The sequence below is a fragment of the Bacteroidota bacterium genome (assembly GCA_020402865.1).
In the GTDB taxonomy this organism is placed as follows: Bacteria; Bacteroidota; Bacteroidia; order Palsa-965; family Palsa-965.
Genome location: JADBYT010000008.1, coordinates 105,221 through 126,181, shown reverse-complemented (window position 1 = coordinate 126,181; position 20,961 = coordinate 105,221). Strand labels below are relative to the sequence as shown.

General features: G+C 50.3%; 22 protein-coding genes. 11 read left to right on the top strand and 11 right to left on the bottom strand.

All coding sequences use genetic code 11. From position 1 onward, the window contains the following. Positions 1-55: 55 nt before the first annotated feature. On the top strand, positions 56-619 hold the full coding sequence (locus IM638_06390) for a hypothetical protein (protein ID MCA6362648.1): 564 nt from the start codon (positions 56-58) through the stop codon (positions 617-619). Between the two features lie 3 nt (positions 620-622). On the opposite strand, the gene IM638_06385 is transcribed toward IM638_06390, so the two are convergent. The 4 genes from IM638_06385 to crtI are packed head-to-tail and all read right to left on the bottom strand — an operon-like array spanning position 623 to position 3,943. Beyond that, on the bottom strand, positions 623-1,318 hold the full coding sequence (locus IM638_06385; protein ID MCA6362647.1) for a lycopene cyclase domain-containing protein: 696 nt from the start codon (positions 1,316-1,318) through the stop codon (positions 623-625). Beyond that, the gene (locus IM638_06380; protein ID MCA6362646.1) at positions 1,318-1,779 is read right to left on the bottom strand and encodes a sterol desaturase family protein; all 462 of its coding nucleotides are present in this window, start codon (positions 1,777-1,779) and stop codon (positions 1,318-1,320) included. The genes IM638_06385 and IM638_06380 overlap by 1 nt, the downstream gene beginning before the upstream one ends. A gap of 44 nt (positions 1,780-1,823) precedes the next feature. After that, positions 1,824-2,480: a carotenoid biosynthesis protein gene (locus IM638_06375; GenBank protein ID MCA6362645.1), complete on the bottom strand. Its 657-nt coding sequence runs from the start codon at positions 2,478-2,480 to the stop codon at positions 1,824-1,826. Next, on the bottom strand, positions 2,477-3,943 hold the full coding sequence (crtI, locus tag IM638_06370) for a phytoene desaturase (GenBank protein MCA6362644.1): 1,467 nt from the start codon (positions 3,941-3,943) through the stop codon (positions 2,477-2,479). The genes IM638_06375 and crtI overlap by 4 nt, the downstream gene beginning before the upstream one ends. A 351-nt stretch (positions 3,944-4,294) precedes the next feature. Here crtI and IM638_06365 point away from each other — a divergent pair, with 351 nt between their 5' ends. After that, complete coding sequence (locus tag IM638_06365) at positions 4,295-4,735, top strand: hypothetical protein (GenBank protein ID MCA6362643.1); 441 nt, start codon at positions 4,295-4,297, stop codon at positions 4,733-4,735. Between the two features lie 33 nt (positions 4,736-4,768). Here the strand turns inward: IM638_06365 and IM638_06360 are convergent, their stop codons facing one another. Next, positions 4,769-5,188, bottom strand: coding sequence for a DUF4296 domain-containing protein (locus tag IM638_06360; protein MCA6362642.1), 420 nt, complete (start codon positions 5,186-5,188; stop codon positions 4,769-4,771). A 53-nt stretch (positions 5,189-5,241) separates the two neighbouring features. Between IM638_06360 and IM638_06355 the strand changes: the two genes are divergently transcribed. Next, positions 5,242-6,663, top strand: coding sequence for a hypothetical protein (locus IM638_06355; protein MCA6362641.1), 1,422 nt, complete (start codon positions 5,242-5,244; stop codon positions 6,661-6,663). 23 nt (positions 6,664-6,686) lie between these two features. Beyond that, entirely contained in the window at positions 6,687-7,481 is a 795-nt protein-coding gene (locus IM638_06350) for an SDR family oxidoreductase (protein ID MCA6362640.1), read from the top strand. Positions 7,482-7,896: 415 nt separating this feature from the next. On the opposite strand, the gene IM638_06345 is transcribed toward IM638_06350, so the two are convergent. Genes IM638_06345 through IM638_06330 form a run of 4 tightly spaced genes read right to left on the bottom strand, consistent with a single transcriptional unit; the run spans position 7,897 to position 10,663 of the window. Then, the gene (locus IM638_06345) at positions 7,897-8,463 is read right to left on the bottom strand and encodes a GNAT family N-acetyltransferase (GenBank protein MCA6362639.1); all 567 of its coding nucleotides are present in this window, start codon (positions 8,461-8,463) and stop codon (positions 7,897-7,899) included. 13 nt (positions 8,464-8,476) lie between these two features. After that, the gene (locus IM638_06340; protein MCA6362638.1) at positions 8,477-8,983 is read right to left on the bottom strand and encodes a hypothetical protein; all 507 of its coding nucleotides are present in this window, start codon (positions 8,981-8,983) and stop codon (positions 8,477-8,479) included. Between the two features lie 46 nt (positions 8,984-9,029). After that, positions 9,030-10,448: an aldehyde dehydrogenase family protein gene (locus IM638_06335; GenBank protein MCA6362637.1), complete on the bottom strand. Its 1,419-nt coding sequence runs from the start codon at positions 10,446-10,448 to the stop codon at positions 9,030-9,032. Between the two features lie 5 nt (positions 10,449-10,453). Continuing rightward, complete coding sequence (locus IM638_06330) at positions 10,454-10,663, bottom strand: heavy-metal-associated domain-containing protein (GenBank protein MCA6362636.1); 210 nt, start codon at positions 10,661-10,663, stop codon at positions 10,454-10,456. Between the two features lie 109 nt (positions 10,664-10,772). On the opposite strand from IM638_06330, the gene IM638_06325 reads away from it, so the two are divergent. After that, on the top strand, positions 10,773-11,648 hold the full coding sequence (locus IM638_06325; protein MCA6362635.1) for an EamA family transporter: 876 nt from the start codon (positions 10,773-10,775) through the stop codon (positions 11,646-11,648). 10 nt (positions 11,649-11,658) lie between these two features. Here IM638_06325 and IM638_06320 read toward each other — a convergent pair whose 3' ends face one another. Both IM638_06320 and IM638_06315 read right to left on the bottom strand, forming a co-directional pair. Further along, positions 11,659-12,747, bottom strand: coding sequence for a hypothetical protein (locus tag IM638_06320; GenBank protein MCA6362634.1), 1,089 nt, complete (start codon positions 12,745-12,747; stop codon positions 11,659-11,661). A gap of 238 nt (positions 12,748-12,985) precedes the next feature. Next, positions 12,986-13,981: a nitronate monooxygenase gene (locus IM638_06315; GenBank protein MCA6362633.1), complete on the bottom strand. Its 996-nt coding sequence runs from the start codon at positions 13,979-13,981 to the stop codon at positions 12,986-12,988. A gap of 73 nt (positions 13,982-14,054) precedes the next feature. Here IM638_06315 and IM638_06310 point away from each other — a divergent pair, with 73 nt between their 5' ends. From IM638_06310 to IM638_06285, 6 genes are read left to right on the top strand one after another with little or no spacing between them, the layout of a single operon-like run. After that, positions 14,055-14,534, top strand: coding sequence for a MarR family transcriptional regulator (locus IM638_06310; GenBank protein ID MCA6362632.1), 480 nt, complete (start codon positions 14,055-14,057; stop codon positions 14,532-14,534). Continuing rightward, on the top strand, positions 14,515-16,917 hold the full coding sequence (locus IM638_06305; GenBank protein ID MCA6362631.1) for a 3-hydroxyacyl-CoA dehydrogenase/enoyl-CoA hydratase family protein: 2,403 nt from the start codon (positions 14,515-14,517) through the stop codon (positions 16,915-16,917). Before IM638_06310 ends, IM638_06305 begins: the two co-directional genes overlap by 20 nt. 20 nt (positions 16,918-16,937) lie before the next feature. Beyond that, positions 16,938-18,113, top strand: a complete 1,176-nt coding sequence (locus tag IM638_06300) for an acetyl-CoA C-acyltransferase (protein MCA6362630.1) — start codon at positions 16,938-16,940, stop codon at positions 18,111-18,113. A gap of 35 nt (positions 18,114-18,148) precedes the next feature. Beyond that, positions 18,149-19,930 (top strand): acyl-CoA dehydrogenase family protein, encoded by a 1,782-nt coding sequence (locus tag IM638_06295; protein MCA6362629.1) that lies wholly within the window; start codon positions 18,149-18,151, stop codon positions 19,928-19,930. A 2-nt stretch (positions 19,931-19,932) separates the two neighbouring features. Beyond that, positions 19,933-20,376 (top strand): thioesterase family protein, encoded by a 444-nt coding sequence (locus tag IM638_06290; protein ID MCA6362628.1) that lies wholly within the window; start codon positions 19,933-19,935, stop codon positions 20,374-20,376. Between the two features lie 2 nt (positions 20,377-20,378). Further along, positions 20,379-20,885 carry a DUF4442 domain-containing protein gene (locus IM638_06285; GenBank protein MCA6362627.1) on the top strand — a complete coding sequence of 169 codons (507 nt, stop codon included), beginning with the start codon at positions 20,379-20,381 and terminating at the stop codon, positions 20,883-20,885. Positions 20,886-20,961 lie beyond the last annotated feature (76 nt).

Genomic DNA, 20,961 nt, shown 5'->3' with positions numbered 1-20,961 from the left:
TATAAAATAGTTGATGTGAAAGAATTAAATTTAGCGATGTTTAGTATTGTTAGTTATGCTAAGTAAACTGATTTATGTGGAAAATAAATCGCGCGGACTTTCGGGTAAAGCGTGGATTGGCCGTGGCTTTTTTACGCGAAGCCGTCAGACGGTTTATTTCAACGGAAAAGTATTTCAGCGCACACAAGGCTACAAATACAATCATTTTGATGTGGAAACAGGTGAGGAATACTGGATATCGGGCGTTAAAAAAGACGGTACAGACCGTTTGTACAACGAACGGGTGCCGATAACTATGGATGAAAGTGTGGTAAGTGAATATCTTGATTTTACTGGGTTAAGTGAATTGCCCAAAAATAAATTTGTGTTGAAAAAACTCAATAACGTGCCTGCTAAATCAATTGCAGAGGAAGCGTTTAATTCAACTTACGAGCCGAGTGCGGAAGAATTGGCTCATACACCGTTATATAAATTATCGGAGGGAGAACTCAGAAAACTTGCCCTGCATTATGAACAGGTAATTGCCGAAGTGCATAAAAAGGCCAGAAAAAACTATATCCGTTATTACAACGAAATAAAGCAGGAGCTTGAAAAAAGAGGAAAAGAGATCTTTACCTGAAGACTAAGCTGCACTTGAGGTTTTCCAGCGTGTACGCAGCCGCTCAAAAATCCACGTTACGCCAAGCAGCATAATCAGATTATACAACAAATCATCGGCCGGAATGGTCCACATTCTGATGCCCAGATTCTCCGCATCATTATACCACACTACCGGCTTTGAAGTAAGTATGCCGTTGCAGATAAAAAACGGCAACAGCACCACCACATAACTCATCCAGAAACGCCCCATCCATTTTGCTTTTTCCACAAAAAGCAAATACGCCAGCAACACACCCGAAATCAATCCCGTCCACGAAGTGTAGTAACGGTCGAAATATAAAAAGCCGAGTGTGAAGGCAATGAGCATTACCATTCCGGTAATCCAGCGGTGTACATTGGTAAAATAATCGCGCTTGATATACGCTTCAAGACAGGCGTAAATAAAAATGCAGCAATAGGGAATGGTAATGAAGAAAAGAACTTCTTCGAGCGGAAGGTTAACCAGATAATAGCCAAGCACATATTCCGGCGTAAAACCCCACACGCCGAGTTTGGTAAAATAAATATCCCACGCTACAAACAGTGCGGCTACCACTAATATTGCAGGAAACAAAAACTTCCAGCTGCGCCAGAATGCTACTTTTTTATCGAAGCTGAGCAGAAACGGAAACGTAAATGCGCCCGCATGCAGCATGATGTAGGTGAGGTTGGGACTCATCAGGCCTGTTCTTTGTAACCCTGACGGAAGTAGCGCATGGGGACGATGAGCATGCCGAAATTTTCGCCGTCTTCCTTGCCCAGATACTTGTGGTGAATTTTATGTGCGCGGCGGATGCCAAGCACATATTTATTGTCCCACTTGCGCCAGATTTTGAAACGCTGGTGAATGATGATGTCGTGAACAAGGAAGTAGCACAAGCCGTAAAGCGCAATGCCAATGCCGATGAACAAACGAAAATCATTGTACATGATGCCGGTCATGAAACAATATGCGCTGGGCACGGCGAAGATGAGGAAGAACGAATCGTTTTTTTCGAACCAGCCTTCCTTGCCCTGATGATGATCGCGGTGGAGGTACCAGAGAAAGCCGTGCATCACAAACTTGTGCGTAAACCAGGCCATGAATTCCATGAAGAAAAACGTAGCCAGTACAATGCCAATGTTAAGTAATATGTTCATGTGGTGTAAATGCGGAATGGAATTACCACAAAGATGAACAGATTTCAGCTAAAAATGTTCACGGCATTGAGTACAATAAAAAGCAGGGCCTGAAGGCAAAATACGGCCACAGCAAGCGGATTGCGCGGATTTACACCCAGCGTAATGCCCATAAGCTGCAGAAAAAAGCCCATACCGAACCAGGCCATGTAGTTGCGCAGCGGCGCCAGACCGCCCTCGAAATACCAGAAATTGAGCGGTGTGGCCATAGGCTCAATCAGCGCGTCGAGAAAAGTCATGAGGGCGGCGCCCAGCAGTGCGCGCACCCAGGTGTGGCTGCTTATGCGTGCGGCAATGGCAAAGGCGCACACGGCTGTCATCCACCAGTTTACGGCAATCATAAGCGGCACACCGCCGGCGGCAATGCCCAGACTGGGGCCGTAGGTGTACTGCCCGAAAATGACACCCGTGCGCACGCCCATAAGCTCAATGCCAAAGCCGGCGGCGGCACAAAGCAGACTCCAGCGCAGGTAGTTCACATCGGCACCCGGCAGCACGGCGATGAGCAGCCCTGCATTGAGCAGCAGGTTGAGCGGGGTGAGGCGCGGAAACCAGTCGGGAAAAAGCAGCATGCCGCCAATGCCCACCGCAGTGAAAATGATAAGCACAATGCGGGCGTGGAGCAAAAAACGGTCGGGCAGGAGAGGAAGTGTCAGTTTCACGCAGAATAATGTTCGGCCACAAGCTGGGCGGTTATTTTGCCCGAAAGCAGGCAAAGCGGTATGCCTCCGCCGGGATGCACACTGCCGCCGCAAAAATACAGGCCTTTTATGGAATCGGAAAAATTGCGGTGCCGCAAAAAGGCCGCCATTTTTGAATTGGATGCATTGCCGTAAAGCGAACCGCGGTACGAAGAAGTTAATTCCTCAATGCCCTGCGGCGTCCACACGGTTTCTTCGGCAATGTGCGCGCCCACATCGGTATGCAGGGCGGCGCTGAGTTTTTTGAGAATATGCTGCCGCGCCTGCGCCACGCGTTCGTCCCACGGCTGATTGTCGTGATTAGGCACATTAATCATCACAAACCAGTTTTCGCAGCCGGGAGGCGCATCGTCGGGTTTTTCTTTAGATGTGATGTTGATGTACACGGTAGGATCGTGGTAAAGCGCGCGCGCTTCAAACAGGCTGCGGAACTCGGCTTCGTAGTCGGCCGCGAAAAAGATGTTGTGCAGATGCAACTCGGCAAATGTGCGGCTGATGCCCCAGTAGAAGATGAGTGCCGAGGAGGATTTTTCCTGCTTCAGCAGTTTTTCCGGCGCTTTTTGCGTGGGCAGCAGCTTGCGGTAGGTGGGCGTCATGTCCATGTTGCTCACCACAATATCGGCCGCAAGTGTTTCGCTGCCGGTGCGCACGCCGGTGGCTTTGCCGTGTTGCACAATAATTTCCTCAGCACGGGTGTTGAAGCGGAACTGCACACCCTGCCGCAAGGCAAGTTCGTAAATGCTGCGCGTAATATCGAACATGCCTTTGCGCGGAAAGAATGCGCCGATGCCGTGTTCGATATGCGGAATGACATGCAGCATGGCCGGTGCGCGGTACGGATCGCTGCCGTTGTAGGTGGCAAAGCGGTTGAAGTATTGCACCAGGCGCTTATCGTTTAATTTGGCCGTGTTGAGCTGGTGCAGCGTGCTGCTGAGTTTGTAAAAGGGCAGGCGCAGCAGGGCTTTCAGCGTATCGCGGTCGAGGAAGTTGCGCAGTTCGAGGCTGCGCTCCATAAAAAGGCGGCCGGTGAGCTGGTAAATTTTTTCGCTGCGCTGCAGGTGTGCCAGTGCCGGAGCCGGATCGATGCCGAGTTTGTGTTGCAGTTCGGCCGCAAATGCCTGGCGGTTGGCGAGGGCGTGAAAGCGGGTGCCGTCTTCGTAAAAATACGCGCAGTTTACCTCCAGCTTTTTGTATTGAAACTGCGCCGGATCTTCGCCGCAGCATTCAAAAAGCTCGGTTACATACTGCGGCATGGTAAACAGCGAAGGGCCGCGGTCGAACCGGTAAGGCCCCACGTAAAACTCGCTGAGCTTACCGCCCGGGCCGGCTGCTGCTTCGAGCACGGTAACAGCATGCCCAGCCCGCGCCAGCCGCACTGCGGTGGACAAGCCGGCAATGCCGCTGCCGATGATTACTGCTTTCATACTGCGATGTTACACAAAACCGCAGGAGGAACAGCTGAAAGGGGAAAATGTTTTGCCACACTGTCTGCGTGAGGGATGGAGGCGGCAGCTTTTGCGGGGCGGGCTTTGTGATGCCGCAGCGAGGAGGCTTTGCTTTTTCAGGAAAGACCCCGCAGCGCGAGCAGCACATAGCCTGCCCCGCGAAACTACAGCCGACAGCGCGGTTCCGGGCCTTTTCCGGCCCGGAACACGCCCTGAAAAGGAGTATGAGTGTATTGTGGGATGTGCGCTTAGCGTTAATTTTAAGCGCGCTGAAAATGGGAGGATAGATATTCCCATTATTCGAAACGATTACAAAGACATTTTGCAGGTATGGGATACTGTCTTTTCATAACCAGAAAAGAGAATTGGTTTGATCCGGAAACAGTAAACAGTATTACTGCAAAGGAATGGATTAATGTTTTCCTGAATGATAAGGAGTTAAAACCTGATTTAAGCGGTAAAGAAAGTGCGAAAGACCGTCCACCCCTGCCTGACGGGAAGGAATTTGTGTTTTGGAAAAATCCGGAAGCTGATGATTCGGGTGATGAGGCCGGTATGTATTATGGAGATGGAAACATTGAATGTAAAAATCCGCACGATGCAATGATAATAAAGCTTGTGCGTATTGCTGAAAAGCTGGGTGCAAAAGTGCAGGGTGAAGAATGTGAAATTTATGCTTTGGATGGTGAGGGCCGATTGATCAGTTACCCGGCTTTACAGAATGAAAGAGATGCACACAAAAACTCAAAACCGTGGTGGAAATTCTGGTGATGTATTTGAGGTGCGTGCCGTAACAACAATAATTTATTTCCCCACCGCCTCTTTCGTTTGCCGCGCACTTAACTCCTCCACCACCTGCTCATAAATTTTATCCAGCACATCGGGCTGCGCGGCGTACCAGTTCATGCTGCTTTCGTACTGCTTCCACGTAACGCCATGCTGCTTGAAAATATTGTAGTAGCCAAGCTGGTTGCCGCTGCCTGGAGCAGGAACGGGTGTAACCGGCTGGTTGGGTTTGGTTAAATCGGCCGGGCGGAGCGGGCGCGAGACCATTACCGGGCTGCGCATGCCCAGTGCCGCTTCGAGCAAATGCACATCGGCCAGCACGTTTACCAGCTTATCCTGCTCAATTAAATCATCGGGTTGGGGCGGGAGTTTTGTGCCTTCGGGACTTGAGCAGCCGAGGGTAAACAGTAAAAGCAGCCATGCAAAATACCTGCGCATGGCACAAAGGTACGGAAATGAATATCTTTGAGCATAAACCAAGCCCGAAACCAATGAAACGCATCCTGCTTTCTGCCTCTTTACTGGCCGCCGGCCTTACGCTCAATGCCCAGATTGATATGGGCGTGCCCGCGGCCACCGGTAAAGGCGGCGTGTCAACCGCGCTGCTGCAAAACTGGGAAGTAATAGGCATAAACCCCGCCAACTTAGGCTGGAGCACCAATTACAAATTCTCCATAGGCCTGCTCAACTTTGGTTTCACGGCACAGTCGCGCGCGCTGGATATGCCCACGCTGCGCAAAGCGTTCACCAATCCTTCGGCCCAGTTTACCCCGCAGCAGAAACAGGAATTTGCCAACTTGTTTTCTACGCAGGACGGACTCAATATGCAGCTGCATGTAAACTGGCTGGCGGCATCCATTGCGTTCCCGAAATTTGGCGGGCTGGCCATAAACGTGCGCGACCGCGCTTTTGCTCACGTAGGGCTGAACAAAGACGGCGCCGATATTCTGTTCAACGGCATCAACTCAGCCGCCTATCAGGACAGCACCATTCTTGCCAAAAACATTTCAACCGTATTTGACGGCACCAATGCCAGCCTGCTGCACTACCGCGAACTGAACTTAGCCTACGGCCGCCGCATACTTAAAGCCGGTACCGAAGATGCCGACGGTGTACCCGCCGTGCAGCTTTTTGCCGGGGTGGGTGCAAAATATGTGTGGGGACTTGGCAATATGGATGTGGAAGTAAAAGACGGTAAACTCAACGGGCATGCCTCGTTTGTAAACAGCTACAACATTAACTACGGCAACCTGCAAAACTTTACGCCGCAAAGCACCGATCTGCTTTTTGATGCCGTGGGTAAAGGACTTGGTTTTGATGCCGGTGCATCACTCATTCTCAACAACAAATTCCGCTTCGGCGCTTCCATTACCGACATAGGCTCCATAACCTGGGGCAACAACGTGCTCATTACAAGCGATACACTGATGCCCGCGCTCGACAGCACCAGCACCGGACTCAACTCGTGGCAGCTGGGCAGCCAGAGCGGAAATCTGTTCGGGCAGAATGGTTTGCTGAACATGACGCCCGGCCCCGATTACACCACCGCGCTGCCCGCCCGCCTGCGACTGGGCGCCAGCATGCGCGTAGGTAAACGCATTGACATTGGCGCCGATTACGTGATTCCGCTCAACAACGAACTCTTCAACCTCGGCAAGCCTTATCTGGCCATTGGCGGCGAAGTAAATGTATTTGGTACCGCCAAACTCAGCCTCGGCGTATCAGGCAACAGCGAGCTTGGCTGGTCGGTACCGGCAGGTTTCACAATAGGTACGTTTGGAATTTTTGAAGTGTACGTAGCCACGGGCGATGTACTTTCGTTCTTTACCAAAACCGATAATCCGCACCTCTCGGTAGCCGTGGGTGTGCTGCGTTTCAATCTCAAAAATCCGCTCGATAACGATAACAAGTAAGCGAGGATACGATTTATTTGCCAATGAGTTTTTCTGATAAAGTAGTATGGATTACCGGCGCCTCGTCGGGCATTGGTGAGGCGCTGGCGGTGGAATTTGCACGGCAGGGTGCCAGGCTTGTACTTTCGTCGCGCCGGCAAAGTGAACTGGAGCGGGTGCAAAAAGCCTGCGGATTAAGCAACGACCGCTGCCTGATTCTTCCGCTTGATCTGGCCGATACGTCGGGCGTGGATGCGTTGACGCAGCAGGTGGTAAATGCATTTGGCCGCATTGATGTGCTGGTAAACAACGGCGGTATTTCGCAACGTGCGCTGGCTAAGGATGCTCCGGTAGAAATTGACCGGCGCATTATGGAAGTAAATTTCTTCGGGCAGGTGGCGCTTACCAAAAGCGTGCTGCCGGTAATGCTGAAACAGCGCAGCGGACATATTGTAGTGATGAGCAGCATTGCGGGTAAGTTTGGTTTCTGGTACCGCACGGCTTACTCGGCCTCCAAGCATGCGCTGCACGGCTTTTTCGAATCGCTGCGTATGGAAGTGGAGGGCGATGGTTTGCAGGTACTCATTGCCTGCCCCGGAAAAATACGCACCGATATTTCGCTGCACGCCCTGCGGCCCGATGGCACTGCGCATAATGTGATGGATAAAAGTCAGGAGCTTGGCATGCCCGCCGATGAGTGTGCGCGGCAGATTATTTCAGCCATGCGCAAAGGCAAGGAAGAAGTGCTGATTGGCGGCCGCGAAATAAAAGCGGTTTGGATAAAGCGGCATTTCCCGGCGTTGTTTGCGCGGATTATCCGCAAACAGCCGAAAGAGTGAAAAGCAGTAAAGCAGATACGGTGTTTTCGACAAGCTCAACCACCGTATGGCCGTGAGGGAGAGTCTTTTCCCGGCGTGTGAGTCTCCGCAGGCTTGCGAGGACTCACACATTGCATGGCAGTTTTTTATTTGTGCGTTTGCCTTCGGGACTAACGGGAATTTTACTGTTTTTTTGATGCGTGGAAGGTATTTAACCTAGCCCTGATTGCAGCGGAAATTAACTAAAACAAAAAACGGGTAGTACCCCTACGAGGTCTTTAAGACCTCGTAGGGGTGAAGGCCGGAATTCTATTTTTGTTTTAGTTAATTGGAGCGGAAAGCAGGAGCCGAACGGAACTTTAATGAACCCTACTTTCGCTCCTTATTATTATTCGCTGTGCATTTTGCGACACAAAATCACAATTGAAATTATGCACTACGCCGCAGGCATCCAACGCATAAAGCGAATTAGATAGCCTTCACGCACCTGCCAGGTATCAAAAATTTCGAAGCCGCGTTTTTCATAAAACGGAATATTCTTTTCTACCGAAGTTTCGAGATACACTTCTTTTCCTTCTTGCTGTGCGCGCTGAAGTAACTGAGCAAGCAATTTACTGCCCGATCCTGTGCCTTGTGCAGCGGGATGCGTGCCAAGCAGAAAAAGGTAGTAATGCGGATATGCCGGGCGACGTGAAGAAACCTGCTTGTCTTTTTTAGCGATGTAAAACAAGCGGTTCCAGCCAATGACCCTGTGTACGAGTTTGAGTTGGGCAAGCGTTTCGGTGAGGAACGATGTGCGCTGCGTGGGGTCGAAACACACGGCTACCGAATGTTCATCGCTGCTGATGTGTAAGCCGTTGCGGCGTTTGCCTAACGCTACCGAGTAACGCATGAGTTCGAGTAAACGTGCATCGCGTTTTTCATCGTTGCGCACGGTATCGTTTACGCTGAGGTTGGTTTGAAAAGCAGCGGCGAGAATTTTTGCGGCAGATTCGTGAGTCACGTGCGTTCCGGAATTAATTACCCGTTGTTATTTCTTCGGCTTCAAAGAGGCGTATGAGTTCTTTCTTGGCGCGGGTGGCTTCGTAAATGAAAAAGCCAACGATGATGCTGTAAAAAACAAAGGGCATCAGTAAGGGTAAAAGCATTTCGGGACTGAATTTATTTTCCGGCACTGCGTTGATGTTGAAGATTATTCCAAGTGGAATAATGATCATTAATGGAATAAAAATGAAATAAATGAATTTGTATAAACGCATTTTGATTTTTATACGTGTACGATTTCCCGCAACATCATATTCGCCATCAATTACAGGTAAAAAACTGTTTCTGTAATTGATAATTCTGCGTATCAGAAAGTGCTGGTCGGTGTACCGGCCTTCATACAAATGTTGTTGTTGTTTGGTTACAAATCCCCAAAAGAAATTATCTCGTTTCAATACATAATGCTGAAGTTTGTAATACACTTCATTTTTAGAAAGGCGCGTTTCGAGCGTGAGTTTGTCGTAGAAGAGAAATTTCATGGTTGAGTTGTATAGCTAAAGCATTTTAATGAAAAAAGATTCCCCATTACTTCACCAGAATCCGCGCTTCCAGCATATCGCGCATGGCATACGCCACGCCTTCGCGGCCAAGGCCGGAGTCTTTTACACCGCCATAAGGCATGTGATCGACGCGGAACGTGGGGACATCATTCAAAATAATTCCACCGGCTTCGATGTTTGCGAAAGCATAATCCATTTCGCGCACATCGTTGGTAAACACACCGGCCTGCAAACCAAAACGTGAGTCGTTTATCATGCGCAGCGCATCGTCGAACGTTTCATACGCTTCAAGAATCACCACCGGGCCAAACACTTCTTCGCACACCACTTTCATGCTTGTGTGTGTGCGCGTGAGCACGGTGGGCGCGTAGAATGCACCTTGGCGTGTGCCGCCGCAAAGCAGCTGTGCGCCTGCGGCCACGGCTTCGTTCACCCAGCTTTCCACACGCAGGGCATTGGCCTCGTCAATCATTACCGATACATCCACGCCGTCAATTTCGGGCTCGCCTTTGCGCAGGCCCTGTACGCGTTGCACAAATGCCCCGGCAAACGCGTGAAAGATTTCCTGCTGCACAAAAATGCGCTGGGCATGAATGCAGATTTGTCCCGAATAGGCAAAGCCGCCGTTTACGCATTTGCTCACGGCCTGCTGCATATCGGCCGTGGGTGCTACAATTACGCCGGCATTGCCACCAAGTTCAAGCACCACTTTTTTCTTGCCGGCCTGCGCTTTCATTTTCCAGCCCACCTCGGGCGAACCGGTAAAACTAAGCAGCGCAAAACGTTGGTCGGTGACAAGCTGGTTGCCGGCCGTGCGGTTCATGGGCAAAACGGATACTGCGCCTTTGGGCAGTTCCGTTTCATCAATAATCTTTGCCAGCTCAAGCGTAGAGAGCGGAGTTGACGAAGCCGGCTTGAGCACAATGGGGCAACCCGCTGCAATGGCCGGTGCAATTTTATGCACAGCCAGATTGAGCGGAAAGTTGAACGGCGCAATGCCGGCCACAATACCCACCGGGAAATATTTTACCCAGCCCTCAAGGTTTTGCCCGGCGGCAGTGCGGTCTAAAGCCATATACTCGCCGGGCATGCGCTTGGCTTCTTCGGCTGCATCCAGAAACGTTTGCGCCGCACGCAAAATTTCGGCCCGCGCATACCGCATCGGCTTGCCCGATTCGCGGCAAAGCACCAGCGCCAGCCGGTCCTGATGCGCAAGAATGCTGTCGGAAATTTGCCGCAACGCCTGAAATTTTTTCCACGCAGGCAACCGCTGCATTTCTTTGCGCACCGCCTGCGCCGCTTCAATGGCTGCATTCAGCTCAGCCTCACCTGCCAGCGAAGTAGTGGCCAGCAGCAGGCCGGTGTATGGATTAATTACTTCAAGCGGTGTTGACGTGTCGGTAAATTTTCCACCCACGTAAATCGGATAATGCGGTGCGGCCATGTAAGTTAGTTTGCCTGATAAACCTGCGTTTCGTTAATAGCGGCTTTCACCGTGTCGGCCTGCAGCACGGTTTCGTCAATATCCAGTTCGGCAAGGCCAGATTTATGGTCAACTGCCACGTTTGCCGTGCCGGGCATTTCGGCAATAATTCCTTTTACAAAATTTTCGCAGTGTCCGCAGGTCATGCCGGTGATATGGAGTGTGAGATGTTTCATACGGTAAAGGTATAAATCAGGCGCGTTGAATGGTATGCTTTGCGCCAGTGTTCAATTAATTCGCGCAAAGCAAACAGCCCAACGCGGCAACACAGTATCTTTGCCGCTTATGCAGCAGCGCAGCGTTTTACACTGGGTCATTTTTATTGCACTTGCCTTAACCTGGGGCAGTTCGTTCATCCTCATGAAACGCGGGCTCGATGTGTATTCGCCCGATCAGGTGGCGGCGCTGCGTATCGGTATTGCATTTTTGTTTCTGCTGCCGCTGGCTTACCGTTATTTCCGCAGCATTAATCCGAAGCCGTGGGCGGGTCTCATCGGCATGGGGGTTACCGGCAATCTCATTCCGGCTTTCCTGTTTACCAAGGCCGAAACCATGATAAGCAGTTCGCTCACCGGCATGCTCAATTCGCTTACGCCGCTGTTTACGCTGCTGGTGGGGTTGAGTATGTTTAAGCGTAAAACCAATGCGTGGCAGGTAGCCGGTACGTTTATTGGTTTGGCCGGTGCGCTTACATTAATTGCTACAGGTAAACAGGACGAGCATCCGGGCAATGTATGGCTGGGCAGTGTGCTGGTAATTATTGCCACGTTTTTCTATGGTGTAAGCGTAAACATAATCAAGGCAAAGCTCGACGGGGTGAATGCCGTGGGCGCAACCGTGCTGGCTATGTGCATCATCGGGCCGGTGGCACTCGGCTATTTGTTTACTACCGATTTTATTCACCGCCTCACCACACATCCGCAGGCAATTAATTCGCTGCTGTTTGTGTGCATACTTGCCGTGTTTGGCACCGCGCTCAGCGTTATTGTGTATAACATGCTCATACGCGATGCAGGGCCGCTGTTTGCCGCTTCGGTGGCTTACCTCATTCCGGCTGTGGCCATAGCGTGGGGCATGACAGACGGCGAGGCGTTTGGTTTGCTTCCGCTCCTGTGCATCGGCGTAATTCTCACCGGGGTGTGGATGGTGAACCGGAAGTAAACGCAATTTTTCAAACCAGCTTAGGCAGCTTCAATGCGTTTCCGTCTTCCTCTTTGCGGATACCCACCAGCATTATCGCTGCAATAAAACATAGCGCCGGAAACAGCATTGCACGCGGCGGCGCCACATCCGAAAGCAGCCAGCAGGTAATAAACAAGTGCAAAAAGCCCATTGCCGTAGCCACCAGCGACCAGGGCAAATAAGCTTTCCATACATGAAACGGTGCCACATCGCGCACAGCCAGATTCAGTACAAAACGCATCAGTATTATCATTCCCACTATTCCCGAATCATCCGCAATCAGCCAGAACGCGTGCAGCGTATTTTTTACAGCCTGCCAGAACCTGAAATCAGGCAGCTGTGCCAGCCGCACCTCCACACCCGGCGAAAGCATGTTTACCAGCAACGCAGCCACTAATCCCAGAAACACCACCAGCAAGCGCAAACGCAGCGTTGTGTCTTTTTTGAAATACACAATCAGAAAAATAAAAACAGTAACCAACGCAGTAAGTAAGGTGGCTTCTGAAAATCCGCCCGCCACAAAAAATAAAATGAACATCGCCACATTGGCTGCAACTACCTTTTTATGGTTGCGTTTCAGTACAAAACCAATTCCTGCAAGCATCAGTAATATTGGCACAGTGTGCACCATGCTTCCCGCAATCCAGAATATGGCTTCGCCGGTTATTGTTTTAAAAGAAAAAGTGATCAGTGTAAAACACAGAAGTGCGGTAATCCATAAATCGCTTCGTGAATAGGAAATACCGGTAATTGCCACAGAAATATGCTTTACTGCATTCCTCAGCATCACAATTAATCCTCCGGTAATCACAGCTGTCCACACATAAAAAATCCCGCTCCATTTCAGGCCAAGTGCATAAACCCAGCAGCAAAGTATATGCGCGGCAAGGCGGCCGTTTTGTTCGGCGTAAAAGAAACTTACCGCATTGTAAATGCCCTTTTCCTTTACTTGTGCAGTAAAGAACAGATCATCTTCCGAAAAACGGTAATGGCACAGCTTCTCGTAAAGCCTGTAGCCCAGAAATACCAGGCAAACAGCAAATATCAGATACTGCCACAAGTTTTTGTTCCGCTTCATCAGAAGCGGCTAATGTAGTTATTCTGAAAATAAATGGAGGAGGAGCGGACCGTATGGTGCAGCTAAAAATTGCTTGGCTCGGGCTTTTCGTTCCAATTAACTAAAACAAAAAATAGAATTCCGGCCTTCACCCCTACGAGGTCTTTAAGACCTCGTAGGGGTACTACCCGTTTTTTTGTTTTAGTTAATTTCCACTCCAATCCCGGCTAGATATTCAAACCGTCCGTAGCAGTAAAAATCAGTTCCCCCCGCACAGCGCCTTGCGCGCCTCGGCATACTCACGCATCATCCGCTCCACAATTTCTTCGCAGGGAATTATTTCACCAATAAGTTCAGCCGATTTACCTGCACACCACAAACGCTTATAGTTATTAGGCAGCACCGATTGTTCGAGGCGTTTCATGCCGCGCACGTGTACAATTGTTTTAAACCATTTTTTTGTGCGCGGGTTGTTGCTCATAAAACGCTCAAACCAGTTTTGCTCGTAGCCCATGCGTTTGGCCTCGGGCGTATCAATAATGGTGCAGGGTGTGCCCGAGAGTTTGGTGGTCATTACAATATCATCCATGCCGGCATTCACCACAGCCTGTTTGTACGCATCATTTACGCCTGCTTCGGTGCTGGCAATAAAACGTGTGCCTACCGAAACAGCATCGGCCCCAAGCACTTCCACCGAAAGCATGCCGCGCCCGTCGGCTATGCCGCCGGCTGCTATTACCAGCTTGTCCGGAAATTCTTTCTTCAGCGCCGGCACAAGTATTTGCAGCGGATGCGGCCCGGCATGTCCGCCCGCGCCCTGTCCCACGGCAATAAACCCGTGGCAGCCCAGTGCAGCAGCTTTTCGCGCATGCGTCAGGTTGGTTACATCACAAAGCACCAGAGCGCCGTAGCTGTTTGCCGTTTCAATCACTTCCTTCGGGCTGCCCAGCGACGTAATATATACCGGCACTTTAGCCGCTGCGCAAATGGCCAGGTGCTTTTTATATAACGGATTGGATTGCTGCGTAATCAGATTCACCGCATAGCTTCCGCCCGCGTGGGCTGCCTTAAATGCATTCAGCCGCTGCAACACGGCTTCCAGCTCGCCCTCGTTCCGGTAATTGAGCGTGGGAAAGGCCGCCAGCACACCGGCCTTCATTCCGGCTTCCAGCATGGCGGCATTGGTCACCAAAAACATCGGAGCCATAATAAGCGGATGCGTAATGCCCGCCATTTCAGTAAAACTGCGCTTCATGAGATAAAACTACAAAAATTTAATAGAATTTTATGCGTGCATAATAAAATTTTTCCTAACATTGTTTTAAGCTATGTCAAAGAAACATACAGAAACGGTCGATTCGAAGCTTAAAACAGCCTGGCAGGTTGTGAGCAGGATGTACAATGCCGAAGCGGCTTTGCGCGATGCAACCATTGCCATGGCGCACTTCCTGCTTAATGTGGACAGTACCGAGGGTTCGTACGCTTCAGATATTGCCCCGCAGCTGGGCATGGAGCAAACCTCGCTTACCCGCCTTATCAATTCGCTCGAAGAAAAGGAACTTATTATTCGTGAGGCTGATAAGGACGACCGCCGCAAAACACTTATCCGCCTTACCGAAAAAGGTATTCAGCAAAAGAATGAAGCCAAGCAGGTAGTGCGTGAGTTTAACCGCGAACTTGAAAAGCGCATCGGCGCAGCCAAAATCGCGGCCTTCTTCAAAACCATTGATCAGATCACAGAATTTGCCGAAGAACGTTACCGGCTAAACATACAAACCGAACGAAGCAATGAAGCGCAATATTCATAAAATAGCCGTGCTCGGCTCCGGGGTTATGGGATCCCGCATTGCCTGTCACTTTGCCAATATCGGCTGCGAAGTGCTGCTGCTTGATATTGTACCTAAAGAGCCAAACGATGCCGAAAAAGCCAAAGGACTCACGCTCGAAAGCAAAGCCGTGCGCAACCGTATTGTAAACGACGCACTGCAGTTTGCCCTCAAGTCAAACCCTTCGCCCATTTATCACAAGTCGTTTGCCGCACGCATCACTACAGGCAATTTCGACGATGATATGCCGAAAATTGCAGCCTGCGACTGGGTGATTGAAGTGGTGGTTGAAAATCTCGCCATCAAAAAAACGGTGTTCGAAAAAGTAGAGCAGTTCCGCAAGCCCGGCACACTCATTACGTCAAACACCTCGGGCATTCCCATTCACCTCATGACCGAGGGTCGCAGCGACGATTTTAAAGCGCATTTCTGCGGTACTCACTTCTTCAACCCGCCGCGCTACCTGCGTCTGCTCGAAATTATTCCCACCCCGCACACCAGTGCCGATGTGGTTTCCTTCCTGATGAATTACGGCGAGCAATTCCTCGGCAAAACCACCGTGCTCTGTAAAGACACGCCGGCCTTTATCGCCAACCGCGTAGGCGTATTCGGTATGATGGCCACGCTGCACATTGCGCAGCAAATGAAACTCACAGTTGAGGAAATTGATAAACTCACCGGCCCTGTGCTGGGCCGCCCCAAGTCGGCCACTTTCCGCACGGCCGATGTGGTGGGGCTTGATACGCTGGTCATGGTGGCCAACGGCCTTACGCAGAATTGCCCAAACGACGAAGCAAAAGACCTTTTTGTGCTGCCTGCATTTTTGCAGAAAATGATTGAGCAGAAATGGCTGGGCGATAAAACCGGCCAAGGCTTTTACAAAAAAGTAAAAGGCGCAGGCAAATCAGAAATTCATGCGCTCGACCTCGAAACGCTCGAGTACAAGCCTTCGCAAAAAGTAAAGTTTGCTACATTAGAACAAACCAAACCCATTGAAAACCTCCGCGACAGAATCAAAATACTGGTAAGCGGAAAAGACAAAGCCGGCGATTTTTACCGTGCCACCTTTGCCGGGTTGTTCCAATACGTATCAAACCGCATTCCCGAAATTTCCGACGAACTTTACAAAATTGATGATGCGCTGAAAGCCGGATTTGCCTGGGAACTCGGCCCGTTTGAATATTGGGATGCCATTGGCGTAAAACAGGCTGCCGAACTTATGACGCAGTCCGGAAAAGCACCGGCGGCATGGGTTACTGAAATGCTTGCTGCCGGTTGTGATACGTTTTATAAGGTAGAAGACGGGGCGAAAAAGTATTACGACATTCCGTCTAAATCATATAAAACAATTCCGGGCACCGAAAATTTCATTTCACTCGAAAATATCCGCAGCACACGCACGGTATGGAAAAATGCGGGTGTAACCCTTACCGATCTCGGCGATGGTATTCTGAATTGTGAATTCCATACAAAAATGAATACCATTGGCGGCGAAGTGCTTTCGGGCATTAACAAGGCCATTGATATTGCCGAGAAAGACTATCGCGGACTTGTAATCAGCAACGAAGGGGCAAACTTCTCGGCAGGCGCAAACGTGGGCATGATCTTTATGCTGGCGGTAGAGCAGGAGTGGGACGAACTGAACATGGCTGTGCGCATGTTTCAGAACACCACTATGCGTATCCGCTATTCATCCATACCGGTAGTGGTGGCGCCGCACAACCTTACGCTGGGCGGCGGCTGCGAAATTTGTTTGCATGCCGATGCGGTGGTGGCTCACGCCGAAACATATATTGGTCTGGTTGAATTTGGTGTAGGTGTAATTCCCGGCGGCGGCGGTACCAAAGAGTTTGCCGTGCGTCTGAGCGATGCCCTGCGCGAAGGTGATGTGGAACTGAATACCTTCCGCGAAAAATTCCTCACCATTGGCCAGGCCAAAGTAGCCACCTCTGCACACGAAGCATTCGACCTCGGTATTTTCCGCAAAGGAATTGACCGTGTGGTGGTATCGCGCAGCAGGCAGCTGGCCGAAGCCAAAGCCGAGTGCCTGCGCCTTGCTGATGAAGGCTACACCATGCCTGCCCGGCGCAAAGATATACGCGTGCTCGGACAGCAGGCACTTGGTCTGGTGTATGTGGGCGCAAACACCATGCGCAGCGGCAACTACATCAGCGAGCATGATCAGAAAATTTCCGAAAAGCTTGGCTACGTACTTGCAGGCGGAAATCTTTCACAGCCCACGCTTGTATCTGAGCAATACCTGCTCGATCTGGAGCGCGAAACATTCTTGCAGCTCTGTACTGAACGCAAAACACTCGAACGCCTGCAAAGCATTGTAAGCGGCGGCAAAGTACTTCGCAATTAACGCATTAAAACAGTATTCCGATGAATGCATATATCGTAGCCGGTTTCCGCACAGCCGTGGGCAAAGCACCACGTGGCATGTTTCGTTTCTACCGGCCTGATGATCTTGCCGCCGTGGTAATCCGCCATCTGGTGAATTCTATTCCCGGCTTCGACAACAACCTCATTGAAGATGTAATTGTGGGCAATGCCATGCCCGAAGCCGAACACGGCCTCAACGTGGGCAGGCTCATTTCGCTGCTTGCGCTGGATACCGACAAGGTGCCCGGCCAGACCGTAAACCGCTACTGCGCATCGGGGCTGGAAACCATTGCCATTGCAAGCGCAAAAATTCACGCCGGTATGGCCGACTGTATTGTGGCCGGCGGCGTGGAAAGCATGAGCCTGATCCCGATGGGTGGCTGGCGCGTAATTCCAAATCCGCAGATAGCCAAAGCGCATGCCGACTGGTATTGGGGCATGGGTCTCACTGCCGAAGCGGTGGCCAAAGAATACAATGTATCGCGCGAGGATCAGGATGCGTTTGGATTTAATTCGCACCAGAAAGCAATTGCTGCAATCAGCTCGGGTAAATTCAAAGATGAGATTGTACCGGTAACAATTACCGAAACCTATCTCGATGCGAATGAAAAGCGCAAAACCCGCGAATACATTGCCGATACCGACGAAGGCCCGCGTGCCGATACATCTATCGAAGCATTGGCCAAACTCAAACCGGTATTCGCAGCTGATGGTTCGGTAACCGCCGGCAATTCCTCGCAAACCAGCGACGGTGCTGCGTTTGTAATGGTGGTAAGCGAGCGTTTCCTCAAGCAGCACAATCTTAAACCCATTGCCCGCCTCGTATCGCATGCGCTGGCCGGGGTGCCTCCGCGCATCATGGGTATCGGGCCGCTGTATGCCATCCCGAAAGCACTTGAAAAGGCCGGACTCAAAGCCTCCGACATTGATCTGTTTGAGCTTAATGAAGCTTTCGCTTCACAGTCGCTGGCTGTTATCCGCGGCCTCGAACTTGATCCGTCAAAGATCAATGTAAACGGCGGTGCTATTTCGCTTGGCCACCCGCTCGGCTGCAGCGGCGCCAAACTTTCGGTGCAGCTTTTCAACGAGCTGCGCCGCCAGAATAAAAAATACGGAGTTGTTACTATGTGCGTAGGCACCGGTCAGGGTGCGGCAGGTGTATTCGAACTCCTTTAATCATAATCACATTTATAACTGTAATTACTTTTATTATGGCAACCAATTCAACCAAAGGCGGCGAGTTTCTGATTAAAGAAACACCGGCACAGGATATTTTCATTCCCGAGCAGTGGAACGAGGAGCAACTGATGATGAAAAAGACCTGTGAAGATTTCATCGCGCAGGAAGTATATCCTTTTTTAGACCGCATCGACAATCAGGAAGAAGGGCTGGTGCCTTCAATTCTTGATAAAGCGGGCGAACTGGGTATTCTTGGTATTTCGGTACCCGAAGAATACGGCGGAATGGGTGCCGATTTTGTGACTTCAATGCTCACAACAGAAGTTATTGGTACAGGGCATTCAATAGCTGTTTCAATTGCTGCGCATACAGGTATCGGTATTCTTCCGGTATTGTATTATGGCAATGAGGAGCAGAAGAAAAAGTATGTTCCGAAAATGGCTTCGGGCGAATGGAAGGCCTGCTACTGCTTAACTGAGCCTGGAAGCGGTTCGGATGCCAACAGCGGAAAAACTTCGGCAAAACTTTCGGCCGACGGGAAGCATTATATACTGAACGGTCAGAAGATGTGGATCACCAACGGTGGTTTTGCAGAAATTTTTACTGTATTCGCAAAGATTGATGATGATGAAAATCTTTCTGCATTCATCGTGGAAAAATCTTTTGGCGGTATTACATTGAATCCCGAAGAACACAAGATGGGCATCAAGGGAAGTTCTACCCGTCAGGTGTTTTTCAACGATTGTATGGTGCCGGTTGAAAATCTGCTTTCAGAGCGCGGTAATGGTTTTAAGATTGCTGTAAATATCCTGAACATTGGTCGTATTAAGCTTGCCGGTGCATCGCTTGGTGGTTGCAAAGCAGTTGTTACACATGGTGTGCAATATGCAAACGAACGTCAGCAGTTTGGCCGTCCGATTTCAAAATATGGTGCAATACGGTTCAAACTAGCCGAGCAGGCTATCCGCACATTTGCGTCTGAAAGTGCAACGTATCGTGCTTCGCAAAATATGGAAGATGCAATTGCAGCACTCAAGGCTTCGGGCATGGATGATGCAAAAGCAAAGCTGAAAGGCATTGAGCAGTTTGCTGTGGAAGCGGCGCTGCTGAAAGTACACGCTTCGGAAGTACTCGACTATGTGGTGGATGAAGGTGTGCAGATTTACGGCGGTATGGGCTACAGTGCCGAAGCGCCTATGGATCGTGCGTATCGTGATGCCCGTATCAATCGGATTTTTGAAGGCACAAATGAAATCAACCGCCTGCTTATTGTGGATATGCTGCTCAAGCGCGCCATGAAAGGCGAGCTTGATCTGATGGGCCCGGCACAGGCTGTGGCTGCCGAACTGATGAGCATTCCCGATTTCAGCGAGCCTGATGAAACTTTGTTTGCTGCTGAGAAAGTAATGGTGGCCAATTTCAAAAAGGCAGTGCTTATGGTAGCCGGTTCGGCCGTGCAGAAGCTGATGATGTCGCTCAGCAAAGAGCAGGAAATACTTATGAATATTGCCGACATGGGTATTGAAACCTATGTGGCCGAATCAGTATTGCTGCGCACGGAGAAACTGGTGAGCATGCGTGGTGCTGATGCCTGCAAGGAGCAGATAGCCATGATGCGTGTGTACATCAGCCGTGCGGCTGATATTATTTCGCTTTCGGGCCGTGATGCGCTTAACAGCTTTGCCGAAGGCGATGAACTGCGTATGATGCTTATGGGCTTGCGCCGTTTCACTAAGCAGCAGCCGTTTAATGTGAAGGAAGCACGGCAGCTTGTGGCACAGAAACTCATTGCCGAAAACCGTTATTGCTTTTAAGTATGAACGGTAAACGTGTTTTCTTCCAGAGCCAGGTGCTATGGTCGCAGGTTGATTCCAACCGGCATCTCCGCCATTCGGCTTACGCCGATTTTGGGGCGCAGGCACGTATTGAGGCACTGAAAAGTATTGGTATTACTGAAGAAACATTTCGTGAGCATCATATCGGACCGATTCTTTTTCGTGAGGAACTGATTTACCTGCGCGAAGTGCATCCGGGCGATACGCTTTCGGTAACCTGCGAAATACGCAGCATGCGCAGCGACGGTTCACGCTGGTCGTTTATACAGGAAATTTACCGCAACGATGGTGTAAAAGCTGCGCAGATAAATACCGACGGAGCGTGGCTGGATACGCGTCACCGCAAGCTCACCGCCATTCCCGAACAGCTTCGCTCGCAGTTTCACACCCTGCCACGCAGCGAAGCATACACTGAAACTGAATAACAATGGATACGGCACAACTCATTCGCAAAGCAAAAACATCGGCCTTTTACAGGAAGCTGCTCAATTTTGCCTTATGGCGGGTTGTGCCGTTCAACAAAACGCATCGTCCTCAGATAACAGCACTAACCGATGATGAAGTGCTTATGATGATGCCGTTTATCCGCGCCAACAAAAATCACGTAGGCGGCATTCACGCCTGTGCGCTGGCCACACTCTGCGAGTATGTTTGCGGACTTTGCCTGCTAATGAATCTCAATCCGAAAGAATACCGCATTGTGATGAAAAGTCTGCAAATGACTTATCACTATCAGGCAAAAACAGCTGTGAAAGCCAGATTCCGGCTTTCGCACGAATGGATTGAAAAGGAAATTCTGAACCCGCTTCAGCAGGCCGAAAGTGTGTTCAATGAGTTTGTGGTGGATGTGTATGATGAAAACGAAGTACACATTTGTACCGGAACCATCAACTGGCAAATAAAATCGTGGGTCAAAGTGCGCACTGCAAAATAATTCATAAATAAACCTTAGTACTGTGTGAAATGTATTGATTGTATTCAATATATTGCACATTAACCACCAATACCAA